This window comes from Acinetobacter sp. ANC 5054, from assembly GCF_002135295.1.
Classification (GTDB): Bacteria; Pseudomonadota; Gammaproteobacteria; order Pseudomonadales; family Moraxellaceae; genus Acinetobacter.
On the sequence record NZ_NEGG01000008.1, the window covers coordinates 155549 to 182128 of the forward strand.

Annotated in this window: 10 protein-coding genes and 1 rRNA gene; 3 read left to right on the forward strand and 8 right to left on the reverse strand. The window is 42.4% G+C overall.

What is annotated here, in order from left to right; translation table 11 throughout:
• Positions 1–328: 328 nt before the first annotated feature.
• Positions 329–2158 carry a dihydroxy-acid dehydratase gene (gene ilvD / locus B9T33_RS10030; protein WP_086178772.1) on the reverse strand — a complete coding sequence of 610 codons (1830 nt, stop codon included), beginning with the start codon at positions 2156–2158 and terminating at the stop codon, positions 329–331.
• 464 nt (positions 2159–2622) lie between these two features.
• Here ilvD and B9T33_RS10035 point away from each other — a divergent pair, with 464 nt between their 5' ends.
• Positions 2623–3036, forward strand: a complete 414-nt coding sequence (locus B9T33_RS10035) for a hypothetical protein (RefSeq protein ID WP_143224007.1) — start codon at positions 2623–2625, stop codon at positions 3034–3036.
• A gap of 90 nt (positions 3037–3126) precedes the next feature.
• Here the strand turns inward: B9T33_RS10035 and B9T33_RS16355 are convergent, their stop codons facing one another.
• Positions 3127–16974 (reverse strand): tandem-95 repeat protein, encoded by a 13848-nt coding sequence (locus B9T33_RS16355; protein ID WP_143224008.1) that lies wholly within the window; start codon positions 16972–16974, stop codon positions 3127–3129.
• Between the two features lie 373 nt (positions 16975–17347).
• On the opposite strand from B9T33_RS16355, the gene fmt reads away from it, so the two are divergent.
• Together fmt and rsmB are read left to right on the forward strand one after the other, a co-directional pair.
• Positions 17348–18307 (forward strand): methionyl-tRNA formyltransferase, encoded by a 960-nt coding sequence (gene fmt, locus B9T33_RS10130; protein ID WP_086178774.1) that lies wholly within the window; start codon positions 17348–17350, stop codon positions 18305–18307.
• Positions 18307–19614, forward strand: a complete 1308-nt coding sequence (gene rsmB, locus B9T33_RS10135; RefSeq protein WP_086178775.1) for a 16S rRNA (cytosine(967)-C(5))-methyltransferase RsmB — start codon at positions 18307–18309, stop codon at positions 19612–19614. Before fmt ends, rsmB begins: the two co-directional genes overlap by 1 nt.
• Positions 19615–19706: 92 nt before the next feature.
• Here the strand turns inward: rsmB and B9T33_RS10140 are convergent, their stop codons facing one another.
• The 6 genes from B9T33_RS10140 to rrf all read right to left on the reverse strand — a co-directional run.
• The gene (locus tag B9T33_RS10140; RefSeq protein WP_086178776.1) at positions 19707–19814 is read right to left on the reverse strand and encodes a methionine/alanine import family NSS transporter small subunit; all 108 of its coding nucleotides are present in this window, start codon (positions 19812–19814) and stop codon (positions 19707–19709) included.
• A gap of 1 nt (position 19815) precedes the next feature.
• Positions 19816–21300 carry a sodium-dependent transporter gene (locus B9T33_RS10145; protein WP_086178777.1) on the reverse strand — a complete coding sequence of 495 codons (1485 nt, stop codon included), beginning with the start codon at positions 21298–21300 and terminating at the stop codon, positions 19816–19818.
• Positions 21301–21668: 368 nt separating this feature from the next.
• Positions 21669–22199 (reverse strand): DUF1287 domain-containing protein, encoded by a 531-nt coding sequence (locus tag B9T33_RS10150; protein ID WP_228145812.1) that lies wholly within the window; start codon positions 22197–22199, stop codon positions 21669–21671.
• A gap of 136 nt (positions 22200–22335) precedes the next feature.
• On the reverse strand, positions 22336–23781 hold the full coding sequence (locus B9T33_RS10155) for an aldehyde dehydrogenase family protein (RefSeq protein WP_086178779.1): 1446 nt from the start codon (positions 23779–23781) through the stop codon (positions 22336–22338).
• Between the two features lie 600 nt (positions 23782–24381).
• Positions 24382–25755 carry an MFS transporter gene (locus tag B9T33_RS10160; protein WP_086178780.1) on the reverse strand — a complete coding sequence of 458 codons (1374 nt, stop codon included), beginning with the start codon at positions 25753–25755 and terminating at the stop codon, positions 24382–24384.
• 733 nt (positions 25756–26488) lie between these two features.
• Positions 26489–26580 (reverse strand): 5S ribosomal RNA (rrf, locus tag B9T33_RS10165); the annotation flags it as partial.

The following is a 26580-nucleotide window of genomic DNA, read 5'->3' on the forward strand; positions in this document are numbered from 1 at the left end:
GACTATAAAAACCAACTTCCACAATATTCAATTTAGTGAAAATCAATATAAAAATATCATCACAAAAATTCTGAATCTAGGTTCTAAGCTCCCTCATACAGCCTCATATTGAACAATAAAATTCTAAAGTTAGCTCGTAGGCACTCTTTACTTTTGACAGGCCAAAAGTAAACAAAAGCCTTTATTTTCCCGATATAGCATCCCTGCTATACGGGCAAACGTGCGACTTCCTGTCGCCCCCTCCCTAGCAAAAGTTAGGGAGTTCAGAATATTACTTGCATAAAAAAGCACCCCATTTGGAGTGCTTTTTTATTTAGAAATCTATAGCTTAGATTTCACGTACTGCGCCTTTCGCTGCACTGGTCGTATGCATCGCATACGCCTTCAATGCTTTAGAAATTTTACGTGGACGTTCTTCAACTGGATGCCAGCCTTTCGCTTCTTGTGCCACACGACGTGCTGCCATGGTAGCTTCATCAACAGCCAAGTTGATGGTACGGTTTGGAATATCGATTTCGATTAAATCGCCATCTTCCACCAAACCAATCGCACCGCCTTCTGCTGCTTCTGGAGACACGTGACCAATTGAAAGACCTGATGAACCGCCAGAGAAACGACCGTCAGTTAATAGTGCACATTCCTTACCTAAACCTTTCGATTTTAGGTAGCTGGTTGGGTACAACATTTCTTGCATACCCGGACCGCCGCGTGGACCTTCATAACGAATCACAACGACATCACCTGCTTTGATTTCGTTGCCCAAAATCGATTCAACCGCAGCATCTTGGCTTTCAAATACGCGTGCAGTACCGTTAAATTTCAGGATGGAATCATCCACACCTGCCGTTTTCACGATACAGCCGTCTAAGGCAATGTTGCCGTAAAGCACTGCTAAACCGCCGTCTTGTGAGAAAGCATTGGCAGCGTTACGGATCACGCCATTTTCACGGTCACCATCTAAACGCGAATAGTAGCGGTTTTGTGAGAATGCTGTCTGCGTTGGCACGCCGCCCGGCGCCGATTTAAAGAAGTTGTATACATCTTCATCTTCTGTGCGGATGATGTCCCATTTGTCCAAAGCATCTTTCAAGGTTTTTTCATGCACGGTCGGTACGGAAGTATCCAATAAACCGGCACGGTCCAGTTCGCCCAAAATGGACATGATGCCGCCGGCACGGTGCACATCTTCCATATGCACGTCTTGTTTTGCCGGTGCAACTTTACACAATACCGGCACTTTACGTGACAAACGGTCAATGTCGGCCATGGTGAAATCAACTTCAGCTTCGTGCGCTGCCGCCAATAAATGAAGCACTGTATTGGTTGAACCGCCCATTGAAACATCAAGCGTCATTGCATTTTCAAAGGCGGCTTTAGTGGCAATTGAACGCGGCAATAAGCTGTAATCGTTTTCTTCATAATGACGTTTGGTAATTTCAACAATCAACTGACCCGCACGCTCGAATAGTTTTTGACGGTTGGCGTGTGTCGCTAAGGTTGAACCATTGCCTGGAAGGGATAGACCCAAAGCTTCGGTTAAGCAGTTCATTGAGTTTGCAGTAAACATGCCTGAACATGAACCGCAGGTTGGACATGCTGAACGTTCGTATTCCGCCACTTCTTCATCGGTGAAGCTGTCATCGGCTGCAACAATCATGGCATCGACAAGGTCAATCGCGTGTTCATTGCCGCGGATTTTGACTTTACCCGCTTCCATTGGACCGCCAGAAACAAATACCACTGGAATGTTCAGACGCATCGCGGCCATTAACATGCCCGGGGTGATTTTGTCGCAGTTTGAGATACACACCATGGCATCAGCACAGTGCGCGCTCACCATGTATTCAACTGAGTCGGCAATCAAGTCACGTGAAGGCAATGAATACAGCATGCCGTCATGACCCATGGCAATACCGTCATCGACTGCAATGGTATTAAATTCTTTGGCTACACCGCCTGCTTGTTCAATTTGACGTGCCACGAGTTGACCGAGGTCTTTTAAATGCACGTGACCTGGTACAAATTGGGTGAATGAGTTCACAACCGCAATAATCGGTTTACCGAAGTCTTCATCTTTCATACCAGTTGCGCGCCATAAGCCACGCGCACCCGCCATGTTTCTTCCGTGTGTCGATGTTTTTGAACGATAGTCAGGCATTTTTTATTTCCAACAAAGTGTGAGCTTGGAATGAATCATGATGACTCATTCTGGCTAAATCATACTGACCGTGTCAGTGAAATCAGTCGAATTTCACCCGTATCATACACCAAGCCCCTGTTTTTCAAGATGGCTTTTTGGCTTTTGCAAATGTGAGATCGGGCGATAGATTAAATTCGGTGATTTGATGACATGAATCTTTTAACTGAAACTACTATAACGCCATCAAAGCCTGCACAATACAAAACTTTCATGAATAATTTTTAAATTTTATATAAATATAATTTATTTAAAAAATATAAAATTACTCTTTTGAGTTATAAAAAGTCTGCTCAAAAATAAAATCTAAAATAAATCATCATGCACTGAATTATTCGTTTAAATTAATGGTGATATTTTAAGCGTTTTGAAATAGATAACGATATAATGATGAACTAAATTTTATGATCTTAGGCTTAATGACAATGATTAAAAAAACACTGCTGACTTGCCTTGCATTTTCTGCTCTTACAGCATGTACAACGTTCTCCAATTATTCCAAACCTTCGAATTTATTGTTCCAGAAAAATGTTGAAGATGCTGTTCAAATCTTGGTACAGCGAGATGAAAAGCTCTGTCAGGATGAGCAGGAGAAACAGCAAAACTGCCCTATTCATTTTTATATCAATGATTTTAAATCGGGCGATTTTTATATTCAAAATGAAGCCAAATATTATTTAAAACCAAATGAATATAAATTGACGGTCAAAAACTGTAAGAACAAATGCACAACCAGCGAAATTCAGGTCAAAGTGGCTGAGGATATGTTAGATAAGCGATTTATTTTAACCTTAGACGACAACGATAAACCTTTAATTATTCAAAAAACACCGCGCTAAGCAATAAGATAGTGTTGCAATCGATTCACTAAAGCAGCACAAATAAAAAGCCGGTTCGAAAACCGGCTTTTTATTTGTGGTCATTCTTTTTTAGAACACGATATGGTTACCATTTAACAGATCAGCAATGGTTAATGCTGAAGATTGGTTTTCCAATACAACAAGTTGCTTATCGCCAAAAGCGCCACTTGTTCCATCACGATCTACCGAAACTGTCACGGTTTTCGCTGCCGCATCATAGTTTAACTTAATAAAATTAGAGGCATTCGAAGCAGTTACCGTGCTCAAGAAGAATCCAGCATCAAATTTGAGTACATCTTCGGCGCGATTAAAGTCGGTCCAGCGGTCTATATCATGACCTGCACCACTGTCAGAATTAAGCAAGGCATTATAAACAACAGTATCAATACCCGTTCCGCCATTGATGATATCATTGCCCTGACCGCCATAAATCGTGTCATTTCCACCTTGACCATATATGATGTCGTTACCTTCTCCACCGCGGATGGTGTCATTACCACCACGAGTATCTCCAGCAACATTTAAACTGGCATGGTTGTTTTGAATAAAGGTGTACAGATCCGATTCCGTTGGCTTATGACCAAGAGATATTGTGAGATATTCTTCGAGTGCCAATAACCCAGAACCATTTGGTAAATGTAATGGTTTTGTTTTACCCAGACTTGTCCAATTCAAATTATCAGTATTAATCACATCACCGAATAGAACATCATTGCCTTGCAAGCCATCAATCGTATCGTTACCTACACCCATTAATACAAATGCAGATTTACCACCAAACAATGCTGTATAGAACTCGGTCTTCGTACTTACGACTACAGGTTCGCCTGTTGCACCCGTTACGTTCGTATATGTTGCAGGAGTATTTAGAACTATATTATCAATACCGACTGTAAAATCATAATTATTGAGACTTGTAGTGTAAGAAGAGTTATCTGCGGCTGTAACTTTTAATCTATATGTACCAGCAGCAATATTTTGTAAACTGGCTGCGTAAGTTCCAGATATTGCGCTAGTCGCACTATAGCCATCCTTATAATTAGTAGAAATCCACAGCCCATTGACTTTTTGCTCTAATTCAACTGTAGTTACATCACCTGTGTAAGCATTATTTAATAACAAGTCTAGAGTGATATAGCTATTGGCACGGCTAACATTAAACTCTTTACTAGTCACCACTAAAGATGAACTATTCGGAGCATTGGTAGAATCATTCAGATTAATGTAGCCACTATTAGATAGATAATCATTGTAAACAAAGCTCACTGTGCCATTGCCATTACTACTCCAATCAGTAGGCTTATTATTATCTGCAGTTCCATTCGGCGCTCCACCAAATGTTGTTGGGAAATCAGCAATAATTGTTTTAGTGTATGTTAGTGGGAATTGGACAGAACCTGTTGTACTCAATTGACTCGTATTATCAAAGAAGTTTAGATAGTCCTTAGTAACACCATTGCCAAGTCCAATCGCATGTACTTCAGACTTCGCAGCTAAAGCCACAAAACCCTTTATAGACTCTTGAAGGTTCGTTGCAGTTGTCGTCGCACCATCACCTGCTTCGGTTGTGCCATTCATATAGTATGTTGGGTTACCATCGGTCAGGAAATAAGTAACATTTTCATAAGAACCGACCACATCTGCTGAAGTATTAAACCAATGGGTGGTTTCCTCAAAACCAGCTTCATAGTTGGTACCGCCATTTGCCACCAAAGCATCAACAGCTGCATTGAAAGCTGTTAAATCCGTCGGATCAAAGTCCTTAATCGAAATTTTATTTGTCGTTAAGCTATCCGCTGAGAAGCCAATTAAGGTCACATTAATCGTACTATCATGCTCGGCCAATACTGTTGCAAAGTACTTCAGCCCTTCTTTTAATAAATCCATACGAGATTGGCCTGCAGCTGGAGCTGGTGAGCCATCTAAGCCATAAGCCATACTGCCTGAGGTATCTACCAAGAAAGCTACGTTATAGTTATGACCTGGTTCAATAACCGTCTCTGTTCCGCCAGTATCACCTAGTAAAATATCACTCCCCGCACCACCATCTAACACATTATTTTGGTTATGGTTTTGAGGCAACATTTCCGGCCCTGTTAGTACTGAAGACGCTGCATAAACATTAATTGTTAATGGTAGTATTGTTGTGGCTGTAGCGCCATTTGCAGCTTCTTTAGACGTCGCCTCAATGGTCATATTAATCGTATAAACTGTTGGTGATTTGATCGTTAACTCTTTCAAATTCCAATTACTTATATTAGCAGTCGTATTACCAGCTGTAGCAGTAAATGTATTTACTCCATCTGAAAGCGTTGCACCGACTGGAATCTGTTTAATACTGATATTTGAAATGGTCTCTGAACCATCTTTATCCACCAAACCGACAGTCACATCACTTAATTGAATTTCAGTATTTTGCTCACCTTGGTTAACACCATACACTTTGTAGTAACCACGTGTATTTGACGTACCTACCAATGACCCAAGGTGTAGATTTTCTTTAGCTAATTCCGTTGAGGCCGCAGTCAATGTAGGGAACATTTTCGCAGTCGTGCTGGTTCCTGATTCAACAACTGAAACACTATAAGAACCTGGACCTGCTTGGTTATGCATATAAAGCTCTAAACTAAATAAGCCTGATTCTGTTGGACTAAATTGTACAGTTTTAGTTTTGCCTGCTTCTGTGCCCCATCGTGTATCAATGACCGTTCCACCATCTGCTGGGTTAGCAAATACTAATCGTACGGTGTCATCACCATTCATACTGATGGTATAGGTTTTACCTTTTTCCAGATATACATAACCCGTCGCATCAATTGCATTCCCCGCTGCTACGCTTGTACTTGCTAAATTCGTGGTGCTTGCAATGGTTGAAGATGGCACAGTTCCCGCGTTAACCAAACCTTCGATCGCAGATTCTAAAATATCACCTGCAACACCGAAACCATTACTATTCCCGAGATTAACATTGGTCCAAGTAGTCACTGTTAGACCCATATTCGTCATGCTACTAGATTGCGTTGCAAAACTAATGGTTGGCGCATCAGCCACAGGAACAACAGAGATATTCAATGTTGAAGTGACTTGAGGCCCAAGCGTATCGCTCACGTTATAACTTACGGTTGGTACACTGCCGCTCCAGTTTGCTACTGGCGTAAAACTATAGCTGCCGCTCGCATTAATAAGAAGCGTACCAACACCTGTAATCGTCGCTGACTGTCCTGCCGTATAAGTTGTTCCACCGACCATGAAACTAACTACCGATACAGGGCCATCAACACTTGATGTTCCTTCCAACACATTGCCATTAATAGGAGTATCTTCATTGATGGATACTGTTTCAGGGGCATCCGTGAAACTGTCATTCTGAGCGACCACATTGACTGTGACTGTTGTTGTTTCAGCAACACCTGTTGGAGTCTTAGAGGTATAGCTAAAATTCACCGTTCCAAAATAGTTTGGCGCTGGGGTGAAGTTCAATTTACCATCTGTAGTTAAAGTGACTGTGCCATTGGTCACTGCAACCGTGCCACCTACTGCAATCGCTGTACCATTAATATGCGTAACAACTTTACCTTCACCTTCATAGCTATCATTGCTTAATACATCAATCGGAATCGAGCTATCTTCGTTCACAATGGCTGTATCTGCCGTTGCATCAGCAACGGCATTGACGGTTACATTAATGGTTTGAAGCGTGGTAAAGCCTTGATCATCCGTGATCAACACGGTGAAGCTGTCTGTACCATTCCAATCTGCTTTTGGTGTGTAGCTCCATTTACCTGTCGCATCAATACTTGCGGTACCGTTGCTTGCATTAGTTTGTACTTCAAATTTCGCATTTGTAATGCCATCTGGGTCGGCAATCACTAAGGTGTTGCTGATCACAGTATCTTCATTGCCTGTACCTGTTGCACCACTGCTCACCGTGGTGTTTGCATCATTTACCGCAGTGACATTCACAGTCACTGTCGTTGTTTCAGCAACACCTGTCGACGACTTAGAGGTGTAATCGAAGCTCACAACACCGCTGTAATTGGCTGCTGGGGTGAAGTTCAATTTACCATCTGTAGTTAAAGTGACTGTGCCATTGGTGACTGCAATCGTGCCACCTACTGCAATCGCTGTACCATTAATATGCGTAACAACTTTACCTTCACCTTCATAGCTATCATTGCTTAATACATCAATCGGAATCGAGCTATCTTCGTTCACAATGGCTGTATCTGCCGTTGCATCGGCCACGGCATTGACGGTTACATTAATGGTTTGAAGCGTGGTAAAGCCTTGATCATCCGTGATCAACACGGTGAAGCTGTCTGTACCATTCCAATCTGCTTTTGGTGTGTAGCTCCATTTACCTGTCGCGTCGATACTTGCGGTACCGTTGCTTGCATTGGTTTGTACTTCAAATTTCGCATTTGTAATGCCATCTGGATCGGCAATCACTAAGGTGTTACTGATCACAGTATCTTCATTGCCAGCCCCGCTATTGCCACTGACAATAGTCGTTACTCCGTCGTTTACTGCATTATAAGTTAACGATAAATTAGAATTTTCTAGCGCGCCAAAACCATCTGTAAGCGTATAAGTGATTACAGGTACTGTCCCGCTATAATTCGGTACAGGTGTAAATATGTAGGCTCCAGAAGCACTGATTGTGATTGTTCCAACATTATTAATCGTTGCAATCGAACCTGCACTATAGACCTGTGTAGATCCACTCACCTGGAAGCTTTGAAGCGTAATTGGACCATCACCGCTGGTTAAACCTGAATCAATCACGTTGCCCGTTGCAATGACATCTTCATTTAATGTGATCGTTTCATTGCCATCATTAAATAAATCATCAACTGGCGTAACTGTAATACTTAAATTAGATGTTTCAACTGCACCATATCCATCTGACAAGGTATAGCTAATACTTGGCACGGTACCGTGGTAGTTCGCCGCAGGAGTAAAGGTGTACACACCATTTGCAGCGATAATGATGCTCCCCACATCACTAATGATAGCTGTCTGACCAGCAGTATAAGTTGTACCCGCTACTTGATAGCTTTGTACAAAAATTGGACCATCACCACTTGTCAGGCCACTATCAATAACATTCCCAGTTAATACCGTGTCCTCAAGCGTGGTTGGATTTTCATCTCCATCTACAAATAGATCATCCACTGGATTGATATTTACTGTAACTGTTGAAATAACATGACCACCGTTACCATCATTGACTTCCACTTCAAATGTGTCAGTCCCAGAAATATTGGCATTTGGGGTATAGGTATAATTTCCAGTTGCAGGATCAAGTGTCACTTTTCCTAAAGTAGGTTGCTTCACAATGCTATAACTGAGTACATCTGTTGTATCCACATCACTCGCCGCGACATTGCCAGAAATTACGGCATTTTCATCAATATCGAAGCTGTAATCCTGTGTAGTCGGTACATCATTGACTGGTGTGACGATGATTGGAATCACAATACTCGTCGTAGTTGAACCATCATTTACAGTCACAGTAAATTGGTCATTGCCATAATAATTATTAGCTGGGGTGTAGATATAACTACCATCTGCGGAAATCGTCACCACACCATGTAGTGCATTTGAAGTCACGCTGTAGGTTAAAGTGTCTCCATCAACATCATTCGCTACTACTTTGCCTGAAATGGCTTGATCTTCAGGTATTGTTAAACGTTGAGGAATAGATTGAATCGTCGGAGCATCATTGACTGGTGTAATGGTGACCGGCACTTTGACTTGCGTTGTGCCACCATGACCATCATTGATGGTCACTATAAATTCGTCTGCACCGTTTGCATTTGCATCAGGGGTATAGATATAGCTACCTGTAGCAGCATCAATACTTACGCTCCCTTTCGTTGCTCCAGTCGAAACGCTATAGCTCAGGCTGTCTCCATCAATATCATTAGCAACCACTTTACCGGACTGAGGTGTATCTTCGAGCGTCACGATTGGATCGGCTGTTGCGGTTGGCAGATCATTCACTGGCGTCACAACTACTGGAACGGTAACGGTTGTAATTCCGCCGCGGCCATCGGACACAATGACTGTAAAGCTATCTGGACCGAAGTAATTATCATTTGGTTGATATTGATAAACCCCAGTATTGGCATCAATGGTGACCGTACCGTGAGTTACAGTGCTTCCAATACTATAAGTTAATGTATCTCCATCTACATCACTTCCCGTTACACGGCCTGAAACACTGGTGTCTTCTGGCGTTGTTAAGGTATCTGGTGTGATCGTCACCACAGGCACATCATTTACTTCAGTAACCACAATATTCACGGTTGAAAGCGTTGTTCCGCCGTGACCATCATCAACAATCACTTTAAAGCTATCTTGACCAAAGAAATTAGCTTTCGGCGTGTAACTAAATGTGCCATCGCTGTTTACGACGACCGAACCATTTGCAGGTTTATCGCTATTTGACAAACGATAAGTCAAGCTATCACCGTCAACATCACTACCCGTCACAGCTCCTGAAACGAGCATATCTTCTGATGTTGTTAAGCTATAGTCAGGCACAGTAGGTGCATCATTGACTGGCGTGATTTCAACTTGAACTGTGACCGTCGTTTGACCACCTTGACCATCACTGACAATCACATCAAAGCTGTCACTTCCTGTTTGATTATTCAATGGTGTGTAAGTATAAGTACCGCTATTTTCATCGAGGGTCACTGTACCTTTACTTGGTTTACCATTTTCAATCATCGTATACGTTAAGCTATCGCCATCAACATCCGAGCCATTGATTTGACCCTGTTTTGGCATATCTTCAGAGGTAATGATCGGTTCTGCGTAGCCGAGAGGATTGTCATTTTCTGGAGTAACAACGACATTTACGGTAATTGGAGTAACAGTCCCAGATTGGTCTGTAATCCCCACAACAAAGCTATCTGAACCATTGTAATCAGCGGTAGGCGTATAAGTATAACTACCATCTGGACGTAGAGTGACTGTTCCATGTGCAGCATCAGTCACCAAATTATAAATCACTGTATCGCCATCTCGATCATTGGCAATGATCTGACCATCAATTTGTTGATCTTCAGGCGTTGTGATTGCCGGTGCATAACCTGTAGGTAGATCATTTACGGGGCTAATATTGACTGTAATGACCGAAATTGCCACGCCACCTTTACCATCACTGACTTCAACACGGAATGTATCTGTGCCATTTTCATCCTGATGTGGCGTATAGCTATAACTACCATCTGACTGTAATATCACACTACCCTTACTTGGCTGTCCAACGAGGGTATAGCTCAGGCTGTCACCATCTACATCTGTCGCTACAACTTTGTCAGTGATTGCAGTATCTTCCGCTGTCGTCAACGTTTGATTGGATGTGATTGGTGCATCATTCACAGGGGTCACGGTGACCGGAACTGTAACCGTCACAGTTCCACCGTTGCCATCACTCACCGTGATTTTAAAGCTATCTGATCCGTTGAAATTCAGTTCAGGCGTATAGGCATAACTACCATCTGGCTGAAGCTCTACCGTACCATGCGCAGGATTTTCACTGACCACATAAGTTAATTGATCGCCATCGGCATCTGTCGCATTTACCTGACCAAAGACTTTTTGTTCTTCTGGTGTAGTTAAAGCTTCAGGAGAAGTGTGGGCGACAGGTGCATCATTCACTGCGCTAATGTTGACGCTAATTGTCGAAACTGTCTGACCCCCTTGGCCATCATCAATCGTGACTTTAAAACTGTCTGTACCATTTGCATCCATTGCTGGTGTATAGACAAATTGACCTGTTGCAGGATCAATTGAAACTGTGCCTTTTGATGGCTGTGTGCTGACACTATAACTTAAGGTGTCATTATCGATATCCGCAGCAATGACCGTCCCATTAATCGCAACATCTTCAGTGGTATTCAAGCTTTGATTTGAAGTTGTTGGTAGGTCATTTACCGGTGTAACTTCGACAGGAACAACAAGACTGACATTTCCACCTTTGCCATCACTGACCACTACAGTAAAGTTATCTGAACCAAAGTAGTTCGCATTTGGTGTATATACATACTGACCTGAACTATTGATCGTCACCGTGCCATGGCTTGGTGCAGCATCAATACCATAAGTCAGAACATCACCATCGACATCTTGTGCATTAATTTGCCCTGACACCGACTTATCTTCTGGTGTGATTAATGTCTCAGGTGTACGGCTCACACTTGGCGCATCATTTACAGGCGTGATATTGACGACAATCGTAGATACTACCGTTCCACCATGGCCATCATCAACCACGATCTTAAATTGATCGACACCATTGGCATTTGGATTTGCGGTATAGACATAGCTACCATCAGGATACACGACCACCGTACCTTTGCTTGGCGCATCAACTGTATTGGAAGATAAGCGATAGCTTAAAACATCATTATCTGCATCTGAACCTACGACTGTACCTGTCAGGCTCTGATCTTCATCGATTGTAAAATTATAATTTGGAACGTTTGGTGCATCATTCTCTGGTGTGATGTTGACCGTGACTTCAACCGTCGTGGTTCCGCCCTTGCCATCACTGACTTCAACAGTGAACTTGTCTTCACCCGTGATGTCTGGATTTGGCGTATAGATATATTCGCCAGTATTTGGATTAATCGTCACCGTGCCTTTGTTCGGTGGGGTTTGTTCCGTATAAGTCAATGCATCTCCATCGACATCCGTGCCCGTCACTTTGCCAGTCACAGGAGTATCTTCTATGGTGGTGATTGGATTAGCGGTTGCCGTTGGTGCATCATTCACAGGGGTAATATTCACTGTAATTTCTACAGTTGTAGAGCCACCATTACCATCACTGACTTCAACGGTAAATTTGTCCTCGCCAGTGACATTTGGGTTTGGCGTATAGGTGTACTCTCCTGTATTTGGATCAATACTCACCGTGCCTTTGCTCGGTGGCGTTTGCTCCGTATAGGTGAGTGTATCTCCATCCACATCCGTGCCCGTCACTTTGCCTGTCACAGGGGTGTCTTCAGCAGTCGTTACTGGATCAACTGTTGCTGTTGGAGCATCATTCACAGGAATGACATTCACCGTCACTTCAACCGTTGTCGTGCCTCCTTTCCCATCACTCACTTCAACCGTGAAACTGTCCTGACCATTGCTGTTCGCATTCGGGGTGTAGCTATACTCTCCCGTATTCGGGTCGATGATCACCGTGCCTTTGCTCGGTGGGGTTTGTTCCGTATAGGTCAGTGTATCTCCATCGACATCCGTGCCCGTCACTTTGCCAGTCACAGGAGTATCTTCAGCAGTGGTGATTGGATCAGCGGTTGCCGTTGGTACATCGTTCACTGGTACGACCGTTACTGGAACAGTCACAGTGGTTGTACCACCTTTGCCATCACTCACCGTTACTGTAAAGCTGTCACTACCGTGGTAGTTGGCATTCGGTGTATAGGTATACTGACCTGTGCTGTCATCTATCGTTACCACACCTGAGTTCGGTGCTGTGCTGATGATGTAGCTCAGTTTGTCTCCATCCACATCTGTGGCTGTAACCTTACCTGCAACAGGCGTGTCTTCAAATGTCTTCACCGCTGGTGATGCTGCAACAGGCACATCATTCACAGGAGTGACATTCACTATCACCTCAACTGTCGTTGTGCCTCCTCTCCCATCACTCACTTCAACCGTGAAACTGTCCTGACCATTGCTGTTCGCATTCGGGGTATAGCTATACTCGCCCGTATTCGGGTCGATGATCACCGTGCCTTTGCTCGGTGGGGTTTGTTCCGTATAGGTCAGTGTATCTCCATCGACATCCGTGCCCGTCACTTTGCCTGTCACAGGCGTATCTTCTGTAGTCGTGATCGGATCAGTTGTTGCCGTTGGCGCATCATTCACTGGGGTGATATTTACTGTAATTTCTACAGTGGTAGAACCGCCATTGCCATCACTCACTTCAACAGTAAATGTATCTTCACCTGTGGCATTTGGATTTGGCGTATAGCTGTATTCACCCGTGTTCGGATCAATGATCACCGTACCTTTGCTCGGTGGGGTTTGTTCCGTATAAGTCAGCTGATCGCCATCGACATCCGTACCCGTCACTTTGCCTGTCACAGGGGTGTCTTCAAGCGTTGTGATTGGATCCGTGCTTGCCGTTGGCGCATCGTTCACTGGAGTGATGTTGACAGTCACTTCAACCGTCGTGCTTCCACCCTTGCCATCAGTGATGGTGACCGTAAAGGTGTCTTCACCAGTCGTATTGGCATTTGGGGTATAGATGTAGTTGCCTGTATTTGGATCAAGGCTGACCGTGCCTTTGCTCGGTGGCGTTTGCTCGGTATAGGTGAGTGCATCTCCATCGATGTCGTTGCCAACCACTTTGCCTGTTACAGCCGTATCTTCTAGTGTAGTGACTGTTGTTGCTTGCCCAGTCGGTGCATCATTCACTGGGGTGATGTTAACAACCACTTCAACAGTGGTGCTGCCGCCATTGCCATCAGTGATGGTGACCGTAAAGGTGTCTTCACCATTGCTGTTTGGATTTGGAGTGTAGGTGTATTCACCAGTATTTGGATCAATCGTCACCGTGCCTTTGCTCGGTGGCGTTTGTTCCGTATAGGAGAGTGGATCGCCATCAACATCCATACCCGTCACTTTGCCTGTCACAGGCGTGTCTTCATTGGTTGTGATTGGATCAGTTGTTGCCGTTGGCGCATCATTGACAGGGGTTACTGTCACTGGAACTGTCACAGTGCTTGTACCGCCTTTGCCATCACTCACCGTCACAACAAAGCTGTCTGTTCCGTTGTAGTTGGAATTTGGGGTATAGGTGTAGGCACCAGTGTTTGGATCAATGCTCACCTGACCATGTGCCGGTGGTTGAATCACCTCATAAGTCAATGGATCTTTGTCAACATCTGTACCCACGACCTGACCGGTCACTGCTGTGTCTTCTGCTGTGCTGACTGGTGTGGTGCTTGCGGTTGGAGCATCATTGACTGGGTTGACGGTAATAATCACTTCTGCACGTGCAGTGCCACCAAACTCATCAATCACTGTCACAAAGAAGACATCTTCACCTGTGGTATTTGGATGTGGGGTATAGCTGTATTCACCAGTCAGTGCATTGATGACCACATTGCCTTTCAATGGCTGTTCATCAAGTTGATAACTTAAGCGGTCACCGTCAATATCTACGGCATCAATTTTAGAACTCAGTACCGTATCTTCGTCAATGTTACGTAATTGGTCTTCTGCCGTTGGATCATTGTTTTTCAAAATGGTGACGGTAATGTCGACTGTCGTGGTCGCCCCTGCACTGTCTGTCACTGTGACAGTAAAGCTGTCTTGTGGACTATAGGTTGATCCTGCGGTGTATGTGTATTGACCGCTCACTGGATCTATGCTCACTGTGCCGCCATTGGCAGTTGGGCCTGTCGGCACACTGTAGCTCACCTGACTGCCATCTTCGGTGTCATTACCTTTGACTTGTCCTGTTACAGGGATTTCTTGGCGTGTCGTAACATCAGGGGCTGTTGCAGTCGGCGCATCATTAACGGCGTTAATCGTTACAGGCACGGTGATGCTTGTGGTTCCACCTTTGCCATCATCCACCAATACAGTGAAGCTATCACTGCCGTTATAGTTAGCATTTGGCGTATAGGTATAGGCACCTGTGGTCGGATCTAGGCTGACCGTTCCATGTTCTGGTGTGGTCGTAATGCTATAGGTCAGTAAATCTTGATCGGGATCGCGCGCAACGATTTGGCCTTTGACCGGTTGGTCTTCATTGGTCGTTGACGAGGTTGGTGTTGCGATCGGTGCATCATTGATAGGGCTAATCGTGACTGGAATCGTGACTGTCGTGGTTCCACCCTTGCCATCACTCACGGTGACTACAAAACTGTCTAAGCCTGTCGCATCTGGATGTGGGGTGTAAGTGTAAAGACCTGTTGCAGGGTCTAGGACAATATCGCCTTTTGAGGATGGCGTGGTCACGGTATAGGTTAGGCTGTCACCGTCGACGTCCTGACCTGTGACTTGGCCAGTCACAGGGGTATCTTCTGTGGTGCTGATTGCAGGTGAACTTGCTGTTGGTGCATCGTTCATTGGAGTGATATTCACCGTCACTTCAACAGTGGTTGTCCCGCCATTGCCATCATTCACTTCAACGGTAAAGGTATCTTCACCTGTGGCATTTGGATTTGGAGTATAGGTGTAATCGCCCGTGTTTGGATCAATCGTCACCGTGCCTTTGCTCGGTGGGGTTTGTTCCGTATAGGTCAGTGCATCTCCATCTTTATCTGTTGCTGTGATCTTGCCTGTAATCGGAGTGTCTTCATCGCCTGTCACTGTGCTGTTGCCTGCAACAGGTACATCATTCTCTGGTGTGATGTTGACCGTGACTTCAACCGTCGTGGTTCCGCCTTTACCATCGCTGACTTCAACTGTGAATTTGTCTTCACCCGTGGTGTCTGGATTTGGAGTATAGGTGTATTCACCTGTATTCGGATTAAGCGTCACCGTACCTTTGTTCGGTGGGGTTTGCTCGGTATAGGTCAGTGCATCGCCATCGACATCCGTGCCCGTCACTTTGCCAGTCACAGGAGTATCTTCAGCAGTGGTGATTGGATCAGCGGTTGCCGTTGGTACATCGTTCACTGGTACGACCGTTACTGGAACAGTCACAGTGGTTGTACCACCTTTGCCATCACTCACCGTTACTGTAAAGCTGTCACTACCGTGGTAATTGGCATTCGGTGTATAGGTATACTGACCTGTGCTGTCATCAATCGTCACCACACCTGAGTTCGGTGCTGTGCTGATGATGTAGCTGAGTTTATCTCCATCCACATCTGTGGCTGTGACCTTGCCTACAACAGGCGTGTCTTCAGGCGTATTCAGTGCTGACGTCTGTGCTTCTGGATTGTGATTCACATCCACAATGTTCACTACAACTTCGACACTAACCTTGCCGCCATGACCATCATCGACTTCTACAGTAAATTTATCTTCACCATAAACCAAAGGATTTGGGGTGTAGGTATATTCACCTGTATTCGGATTAATCGTTACCGTACCTTTGCTTGGCTGCTCTGTCACCGCAAAAGTCAGCGGATCACCATCCACATCATTGGCAGTAATTTTTCCTGAAACCGCTTCACCTTCAGGAGTTATGATCGGATCAGCTGTTGCTGTCGGTACATCATTCACTGGCGTAATGGTCACAGGAATCGTGACCGTCGTACTTCCCCCTTTTCCATCGCTGACAGTCACCACAAAACTATCTGTGCCATTTTCATTTGGATTAGGCGTATAAGTGTACTCACCCGTTTTAGGATCAATGCTGACTAGACCATGTTCAGGCGCTGTCGTCACACTATAAGTCAATGGATCTTGATTACTATCTTGTGCCGTCACCTTCCCACTAAAAGGCACATCTTCATTGGTCACAATCGGATCTGCAGAGGCAACAGGCGGTTTATTTGCCGGAGGGTTTGAGCTACCGCCGCCATCACTCCCCGCAATAATTGCACCACCCACAACACCACCGACGATCCACGGTAAAATCGGGCTAAGCGTTGAAGTCGAAGGAATTAAAACTTCCAGGCCTGAAATTGGCTGAAAACTAGCAACGCCATTGCTAAAGTCAAACCATAAAAAACCACACTCATCATCGAGTAAAACAAGGTCTGAATGGTAATCTGTATCAAAAGTCTCAAAGAATTCATGAATGACTATTTTTTCACCCGAATTCAAAATCAAAACAAGATCATCACCTTCTCGCAAAAACTCTTTAATGTCTTCACGATGCAATTCAACCTTAACAATTGAAGGCAAAGTGAGATCTATCTCTGAAAGTGTAATTTCAGCAATTTTTTCTTGAGTCGCTTTTTGATAAATTTCGATATTCGCCATTTGTTTTACTCATATTTTTTTTAATTCATACGCACAAATTGAATACTAAATAATCACATGAGTAAACAACTTTTTGTGACTTATTTATCATTTTATTTAATGTTTGTGAAATATTTTTATTTTTGTGAATTTTTTATAATTAATTTATTGATTCTATTATTAATTTTATTCTACTTTTCCACCATTTTATTTCGCTTATTTTTCTTTATTCTTTTGGCTTTTTTGACCCATTTTTAGCCACTAAAAGACTTAAATTTTAGGCTAAAAATTAGTGTCAGCTAGTGACTAATTTTGTCATAAAAAATGACACATATTCACCTTATCTTGGCTTTGCTATAATCCATATATTCAACACACATTCGGTTCATTCATTTTGAAAATCATCTTTGCCGGTACACCAGAATTTGCCGCAACAGCACTTGCTGCCTTGCTCAAAACTCAACATGAAATCGTTGCGGTATATACTCAACCTGACCGCAAAGCTGGACGTGGACAAAAACTCACAGCCTCTGCCGTAAAACAATTGGCTTTGGAGCACGATATTCCCGTATACCAACCCCTTCATTTCAAATCTTCAACTGAAGAAGGTCTTGCAGCACAAGCTGAATTAGCCGCTTTAAATGCCGATGTCATGGTCGTTGCAGCCTATGGCTTAATCTTGCCGCAAGTGGTTTTAGATACACCGAAATATGGCTGCCTGAATATTCATGGTTCATTGTTACCGCGTTGGCGTGGTGCAGCACCGATTCAACGTGCCATCGCAACGGGCGATGCTGAAACCGGTATCACGATTATGAAAATGGCAGCCGGTTTAGATACGGGCGACATGATGTACAAAACCATTTGTCCAATTGAAGCGAACGATACCTCAGCAAGCTTGCATTATAAACTGGCACAACAAGGCGCTGAAGCAACTGTGGCTGTGCTTGAATCTGAAGAAAGCTTAAAACGCTATTTAGATCAACGTGAAGTACAAGACGAAGCATTGACAGTGTATGCACATAAACTGTCAAAAGCCGAAGCGAAAATAGATTGGTCTATTGATGCAATTCAAATCGATCGTAATATTCGTGCATTTAATCCGTGGCCAGTGGCATTCATTCAACTGGATGAACAGAATAATTTACGTGTTTGGCATTCAGAACTTTCAACTGAGTCTGCACCGAATGCTCAAGTAGGTGAAATTCTGGCAATTGATAAAAAAGGTGTACATGTTGCCTGTGCCAATGGCAGCGTCATCATTTTGACCTCTTTACAATGGCCCGGTGCAAAACCACTCAACCCTGTACAAATTTTACAAACCCAAAAATTGACTATTGGACAAATTTTATAATGAAGCATTCTCCCAACGCCTCTACTCGAGATCTTAATTTACGTGCTCAAGTAGTGAAGACGTTATTGGCTGTCCAAAATGGTCAATCGCTGCAATCTGTGCTTGCGCAGCAGATGAACATCGTGTCAGACAAAGACCGTGCTTTATTCCATGAATTGGTTTTAGGTTGCTTGCGTCAATGGTATGCCTTAAAACAACTGACTTTACCTTTACTGTCCAAGCCTGTTGATAACCAAGTGGTTGAGACCTGTTTATACCTTGGTTTGTACCAACTTTTGTGTACCCGTGTCGCTGCGCATGCTGCAATTTCAGAAACAGTCGAAGCTGCAAAACAATTAGGTATGGGCAGTCTCAGTGGTTTGATTAATGCCATTTTGCGCCGTGCAACACGTGAAACAGATCAGTTTTATGATGTGCTCGAACAAGCAACGAATTTACCAAGTTGGTTATCAAAACGTCTGAAAAAAGATTGGGGCGAACAGTTTGCTGAACTGAGCTATGAGCTTAAACAAATTGCACCACTGACTTTACGTGTCAACACTCGTCAAGTCAGCCGTGATGAATATCTCGACATTTTAGAAGATGAAGGCATTGACGCACATCGCTGCGAATGGTCTGAAGTCGGTATTGTGATGGATGAAAGCTTGCACATTCCTAGCCTTCCGGGTTTTGAAGCTGGTGGTTTCTCAGTACAAGATGAACATGCACAGCTATGCGCAACTTTACTGCCTAACTTAGATGATAAGTTTGTAATTGATGCTTGTGCAGCGCCAGGCGGTAAAACTGCACACATTTTAGAGACCTTCCAACCGCAAAAACTTATTGCACTCGATCAAGACGAAAAACGCTTAAAACGTGTGATTGAAAACTTGGATCGTTTAGACCTAGACGGTAAGCATGTCGAAATCAAAACAGCCGATGCTGTGACTTATATTGCGCCTGAATTGGCGGACTGCATCGTGCTCGATGCACCATGTACCGCTGTCGGTGTGATGCGTCGCCATCCAGATATTCGTCTGCTACGCCAATCAGGTGATATCGCCAAAACTGTAGTTTTACAAAAACAGATTTTGGAAAATATGTGGAAGCAACTTAAAGTAGGCGGCACACTGCTTTACATTACCTGCTCAATTCTTAAAGCGGAAAATGAACAGCAAATGGTCGAATTCTTTGCCAATCATCCAGATGCGAAAGAAAGTAAAATTGAAGCCGATTGGGGCGTTGAGCAAATTCATGGTCGCCAATTGTTCCCGAAAGTGGGTTATGGTGATGGCTTCTTCTATTGCCGTATTCAAAAAACAGCATAAGCGATCATCTCATTCAGCAATCCAATCCATCATGGATTGGATTGCCCATAAAAAAGGAACCGTATCGGTTCCTTTTTTATATTTCAGAAAAATTATTCTTCTTCGTCAGGATGTCTCGCCAAATGGATTGAGGCAACGATTAAACCGCCCCAAAGCAATACAGTTGAAATCACTAACATTATAATCGCTTCTGTAGTCATGTTATTTCTCCTGAGTATCTTGATCTTTCATGCAGCTAAAGACAATCGCACCAATAACAAAGATAGCAATCACGATACCTGCAACAGGTAGTAGCACTTCAACTGGATAACCACCATAACCTTTCGTTGCCACGTCTTTAATGGTTAAACCTAAAGCCACTAATAACGAAAGCGGAGTGACAACGGTCAACAAGAAGTTCCAGACAAAGCCCAGTTTAATACTTGAATATTGATTCACATGATCACGTAATTGCGCAAGCAATGGACGACGGAACCAAGACACTAAAATAATTGAGAACAAACCACCCGCTACAATACCAATATTATTGGCAAAGTAATCGATGATGTCTACAAAAGTAATCGCACTGTGAGTCGAGAAAATAACAGTTGAAACAATCGCTGAACCACCACCCACAATCGTTACCGCTTTCTTACGTGACCAACCCCATTTATCTTGGAACGATGCAATTGGCACTTCCAAAATACTCACCATTGACGTGATCCCTGCCACCGCAAGAGATGAGAAGAACAAGAAACCGAATAGGTCGCCACCCGCACCCAAGCTTGAAATAATTTTCGGGAATGCAATAAAGGCTAAGCCAATACCACCTGAAACCACTTCATTTACAGGTACACCCGCACTGTGTGCCATAAAGCCCAATGCCGCAAAAATACCAATACCCGCTAAAATTTCAAATGATGAGTTCGCCAATGCAACCACAACACCTGAACCCGTCAAGTTGGTTTTCGCTTTAAGGTAAGAGGCATAGGTCAACATGATCCCGAAACCAATTGATAACGAGAAGAAGATATGACCAAAGGCTGCTAACCAAACTTTATAATCTGTCATTGCAGACCAGTTTGGCGTAAAGAAGGCATTTAAACCCTGCGTAGCACCCGGTAAACGTACGGCTTGGATCACCAAAATCGAGAACAAAATCACCAATAAAGGAATAAAGATTTTATTCGAAAGCTCTACCCCTTTCTTTACACCACCGTAAAGAATGAACATGGTAATGGCCCAAACAATCACCAGTCCGAAGAACAGTGTGGGTACAAAACCAAAGGCGATACCATCGGCATTTTGCAAATAGGTATTAAAGAAGAAGGCTTGTGTATCTTCACCCCATTTTTGACCAATCGAGTAGAAAATATAACTACCTGCCCATGACAATACGCTGGCATAGTAAATCCCGATGATCAACGTCACCATCACTTGCCACCACCCCAAAGCTTCACTATTCATGAGCTTTTTATAAGCGGTTGGCGGGGCTTTACGGAATTTATGACCGACTGCATAGTCTAAAAATAATAAAGGCAAACCCGCTGCAAAAATTGCAATTAAATAAGGAATTAAAAATGCACCGCCACCATTTTCGTAGGCAACATAAGGGAAACGCCAAATGTTTCCCAAACCTACGGCTGAACCAATAGCGGCAATGATAAATCCTGATCGTGCCGACCAGTTTTCACGATTATCTGACATAGAACACCTAAACCTCAGGCATCTTTTACTGCTGCTTGTTATGGTTATATCGCGAGCAAAAAAAGAACCATAAAAATAAAATTCTGGGTGTTTGATCTGGTGCGTTGCCTTGTGAGCTCAAATACCAAATAGCAAACAGAAACATACCCTATTGGTTTTGCTTAAAAACACGACAAAATATATTTCCTTTGTATGGGTTAACAATACTCACTTTTATTCAGATTTTCTGTAATTTCTAGACCAAATATTCTATTTTTATAATCTGTTTTTAATCAACCGTTCATTTAATCAGCTTATTTTTTAAACATAATTGGTTATTAATAATATAACCTTTAGGAATAAATTGTTTTTAAATTAAATCTCAAAGATTATTTCATTCGATAATGCCCTGTTATTTTATATTTATGCAAAATATCATTTTCCTGTGTGCCTGCACCAATATTATGAATAATCAGTGGGGTCTTATTCAGCAATGTTTTTCGATTTGACACAACACCAATATGTACAAGTCCACGACCCAAATCCCATGTGACTATATCTCCTGCTAAATATTGCTGATCCGTTACTTGATAACCTTGTCGTTTCATCCACGTCTGGATATTGGGTACACGGCGATGATCAATATTTTTATCTGGCCCTTTCAGTCCCCACTTTTGTGGGTATACCTTAAAATTGCGTTGCATATCTTCATGAATGGATTTTTGTAGATCTAGATCCTGTAAACGTAAGGCACGAATCACCACATCAGTACAAACACCTTTCAGCATGGGCACATCACCCATCGGATAAGCCAATTTGGTATATGCAGGATCATAGTACAAGGTTTTACCAATTTGTCCGCGTGCATCGCTCACGATTTTATTGGCATCCAATGCCCATGCTGAAACATGGACGATCATTAAACTTAAAAGTAAGCAAATCTGTTTCATTTCTTCTTGTTCGCTGAATTATGCTTTTAATAAAATGGTCTTTAATACTGTACCCAATAATAAAGGCATCTATTCGAATGGAATCCAATAGATGCCTGATGCGAACTTATAATTTAATCGCGAGTAAACGCTCCTCTTGCATATCTCGAATCGCTGACTGAATACCTTCACGCCCCAAGCCTGAATCCTTCACACCGCCATATGGCATGTTGTCTACACGGAAAGACGGAATATCATTAATAATCACGCCTCCCACCTCTAAATGGTTCCATGCATACATCATCTTACTCAAATTTTGGGTATACACCCCAGCCTGTAACCCAAAACGACTGCTATTCATCTTAGCGATACCCTTTTCAAAGTTTTTGTATTTTTCCAAAATCGCGACTGGTCCAAAAACTTCATCTTTATATACTTCTAATGACTCATCGACATTTTCAAGTAAGATCGGATCAAGCATGACGCCCTTTTGCTCACCGCGTACTAAGGCCTTCGCTCCTTTTTTTATCGCTTTATCGACCCATTTGTTAACACGGATCGCTTCGCTTTCTTTAATCATAGGGCCAACTATCGTGCTATCTAATGCAGGATCAGCAGCGCTAAGTTTTTTCATGCGTGCAACCAGCTTTTTCTTCACCTCGGCATAAACATCCGCATGCACCAATATCCGTTGCACACTAATACATACCTGCCCTGCATGGTTATATGCCCCGCCGACTAAGCGCTCAATAAAGGCATCGCTAATTTCGGTATCGGGTTCAACCAAGACTGCCGCATTGCCACCGAGTTCAAGGGTAACTTTTTTACGTCCTGCACGTGCTTTCATATCCCAACCGACCACGTCCGAACCAGTAAAGCTCAACAATTTAAAACGGTCATCGGTGACCAAGATATCGGCATGTTCTCGTGGACAAGGCAATATTGAAAATGCCCCTTTGGGTAGATCTGTTTCTGCCAAAACTTCTGCTATTTTAAGCGCTGAAATTGGCGTTAAACTTGCAGGTTTGAGCACAAAAGGACACCCTGCAGCAATTGCAGGCGCAATTTTATGTGCTGTTAAATTAATCGGGAAATTAAACGGACTAATTAATGAAACTGGACCAATCGGAACATGTTTCACCATCCCTTGGTAGCCTGCTGCTGCTGGGGTGACAGCCAATGGAATCATACGGCCATCATCCAATTGGCTGACTGCATCTGCTGCTATTTGAAATGTATTAATCAAGCGTTCAACTTCTGCAGCTGCAGCTTTACGTGGTTTACCGCCTTCAGCTATTAAAATTTCAGTCAATTCAGCACGCATGTCATTAAAACGTTTGACGCAGTGCAAGAGAATTTTTTGCTTTTGAAAAGGTTGTAATGCTGCCATTTCAGCAGCTGAATTCACTGCCGCATCAATTGCTTTTTCTATTATTTTTGTATCGGCCAAAGCCACACGTGCATACAGGCTTTGGCTAAACTTATCTGTAACATCAAGCCATTTTTCAGTTTGTACTGCCTGACCTGCTACAAATAATGGATAGTCCAGTACATCAAATGTTGAATCTGTCATTTAAATTTCCCTAAATTACCGAGCATATAACCGATGCCATTCGTCATTTTCTATTCGCTCTATGATGCGCTGAGTTGATGCTAAGTTCACTATATTTAAGTAACAAGGTTTATAAAACATGGTAAAAAAACCGGTGAACTAATGTACTCAGCTATTAGGCAGAACCGTTGATTAGCAAGAGATAATGCAAAATTATATTAGAAATAGAAATTTTATAAAAAATTGAAAATTAAAATATAAACTTTTTAAAACATTAACTTAAATTTAAATAAAAAACTTTTTTTGTGTATTTTTTGCACTTTATTGTAAGAAATATCCTACAACAACTGAGGCTGTTTCAACTAGGCTTACTTCAATTTACATCCTATAGTAAATCTATACCGAGACAGGATGTCTCAAACCTAAAACAAAAAGAAAAACCATACAACAGAAAATTTAGGGACAACAGTAGTTGACCGTAAAGTGAATATAGAAAAGTCTCGACAGGATGTTGGGGCTTTTCTACATCAGACATATACGACAGCAAATCAATTTATCTATTCAAAAATAAAGCCCATCATTAGATGGGCATTTATAAAACATTGTATAAAAAATGATGGTTTAGCTATAAGAACGTTGAGTTGCTAAATCTTTTTTATCCAAATCAGATTCAACAGGCACTTGGACCTCTGCACGAGCTTGTCGGATAAAGAATATTGCAATTGCGCCGATAATCCCTGGAATTGCCACTGCAATAAAATTCCATTTATGTGGAAGTTCTAGACCTAACAAATAACCAATTAAGATTGGGCCAACAATTGCACCAGTACGACCAATTGCAGATGCCCAGCCAATACCCGTTGAACGAACTGCGACTGGATAATACTGCGCCACATAACTATAAAGTAAAATACTGCAGCCGATTGAAGATGCACCAGCCAAGCTCACCAGTAAATAAATCACAGGTTGTGGAGAGTTAAAGCCCAAACCAACAAGGGATAATACGCCTACAATCAACATACCAATCAAAACTGGTTTAAAATTAAAGCGATCTGCGAGCACACCACCACTAATAGTACCAATGACTGCACCAATATTCAGTGCCATTAAGAACATCAAGCTACTTCCTAAAGAATAACCAGCTGCCATCATCAGTTTTGGTAACCAGCTACCTAATGCATAAAGCATTAAGAGACACATAAAGAAAGCGACCCAAAATAATAACGTCCCAACTGCACGTTTTTCTGTAAATAAGGCTTGGACTGAGCTGCTTTGAGTTTGATCATTCGATGATAAAACCAATTGTGTATTTGCTGGAACATTTACTGCCGGATCAATTTTTTTCAAGAAATGACGCGCCTGATCTTGCTTATTTGCCTTCACTAAAAACGTCAGTGATTCAGGTATAAACTTCCAGAATAATGGAACAAAAAGAAGTGGGATCCCCGCAATATAAAACATGATCTGCCAGCCATAGTCCGGCGTAAACCATTTCCCACATAATGCAGCCATAATCCCACCAACCGCATAACCACTAAACATGGTGGTCACTAAGGTGCTGCGCATACGCTGTGGCGCATATTCTGAAGTTAGAGCAACCAAATTAGGTAATACCCCACCAATACCTAATCCTGCAATAAAACGAAGTACTGCAAATTCAGTAGGATTCGTCGCAAAACCGCCTAAAAAAGTAAAAAGACTAAATAATGAAACACAAATTAAAATTACTTTTTTACGACCAATTTTGTCAGCCAACATGCCAAAACTCATGGCACCAAACATCATGCCTGCGAGTGCTGTACTGGCAAGCATACCTGCTTGTACCGCAGTTAAGCCCCAGTCTTGCATAAGCAAGGGCAAGACCACGCCATTAATTGCTAAATCATAGCCATCAAATAAAACGATAAATAAGCACCATAAAATAATGTTGATATGAAAAGTCTTAAACTTTGCATGGTCAACGACACTATTCACATTCATTGTGTTTGTAGACATTGATACTCACCTCCAATTGTGAGATTTATTTTTCAGTACAATGCCTTTTTTGCCTGTAAATTGTCCAAAATCACAAAGGTATAGGTCGATACCTTTCAAATATATGGCATAAAATTGGATATAAAATGTCACGAGTAGCAAGATGAAATTGAAATATTTACACATAAAAAAAATAGATGGACCAAGGGTCTAGTTTTTATAATTATTAAAAATCATATAGTTAACAAATAACCAATGACTATCAGACTATAGATTATTTGAAGTAAAAATTGTCAGAATAAAACTCAATATTTCAGAACTTTTATCCTGGTCTACGATTTAAGTCGTAGATTTAAAAATGAAACTTTGTATGCATTCACCTTAAGTCGATAACCAATAAAGCTAAATCTACTTCTCATATTTCAATTTGGGTAGACGATTGGGACTAGTGGCCACGAATTTGATCCAATTATAGAGCTATTGTGCTTCCCTCAGATTTTTAGATAAATGTAAATAGTTGAGAAACGAGACTTTTCAACTATTATCATCAACATTCTCTCTTTTTTATAACAAGTAATTTAATAAATAATCCCTATCCTTATCTTAATTAAACCAAATTGAAGCTTTGACGCTTGTTTTTTTCTATCCCTGATCTGTATTTTTTACCCTCAGCAGGTTTAAATCCCTTAAAAAAACCTCCACGCATAAAAAAACACCCCCTGACTCTTTGAATCAGGGGGTGTTTAGAATAATGAGCTGGCGATGACTTACTCTCACATGGGTAACCCCACACTACCATCAGCGCTAAGAGGTTTCACTTCTGAGTTCGGGAAGGGATCAGGTGGT

Coding starts and splice junctions, on each gene's coding strand:
- rsmB (WP_086178775.1), top strand. CDS start 18,307: ATGAAGCATTCTCCCAACGCCTCTACTCGAGATCTTAATTTACGTGCT.
- B9T33_RS10035 (WP_143224007.1), top strand. CDS start 2,623: ATGATTAAAAAAACACTGCTGACTTGCCTTGCATTTTCTGCTCTTACA.
- B9T33_RS10160 (WP_086178780.1), bottom strand. CDS start 25,755: ATGTCTACAAACACAATGAATGTGAATAGTGTCGTTGACCATGCAAAG.
- B9T33_RS10140 (WP_086178776.1), bottom strand. CDS start 19,814: ATGACTACAGAAGCGATTATAATGTTAGTGATTTCAACTGTATTGCTT.
- B9T33_RS10150 (WP_228145812.1), bottom strand. CDS start 22,199: ATGATCGTCCATGTTTCAGCATGGGCATTGGATGCCAATAAAATCGTG.
- B9T33_RS16355 (WP_143224008.1), bottom strand. CDS start 16,974: ATGGCGAATATCGAAATTTATCAAAAAGCGACTCAAGAAAAAATTGCT.
- ilvD (WP_086178772.1), bottom strand. CDS start 2,158: ATGCCTGACTATCGTTCAAAAACATCGACACACGGAAGAAACATGGCG.
- B9T33_RS10145 (WP_086178777.1), bottom strand. CDS start 21,300: ATGTCAGATAATCGTGAAAACTGGTCGGCACGATCAGGATTTATCATT.
- B9T33_RS10155 (WP_086178779.1), bottom strand. CDS start 23,781: ATGACAGATTCAACATTTGATGTACTGGACTATCCATTATTTGTAGCA.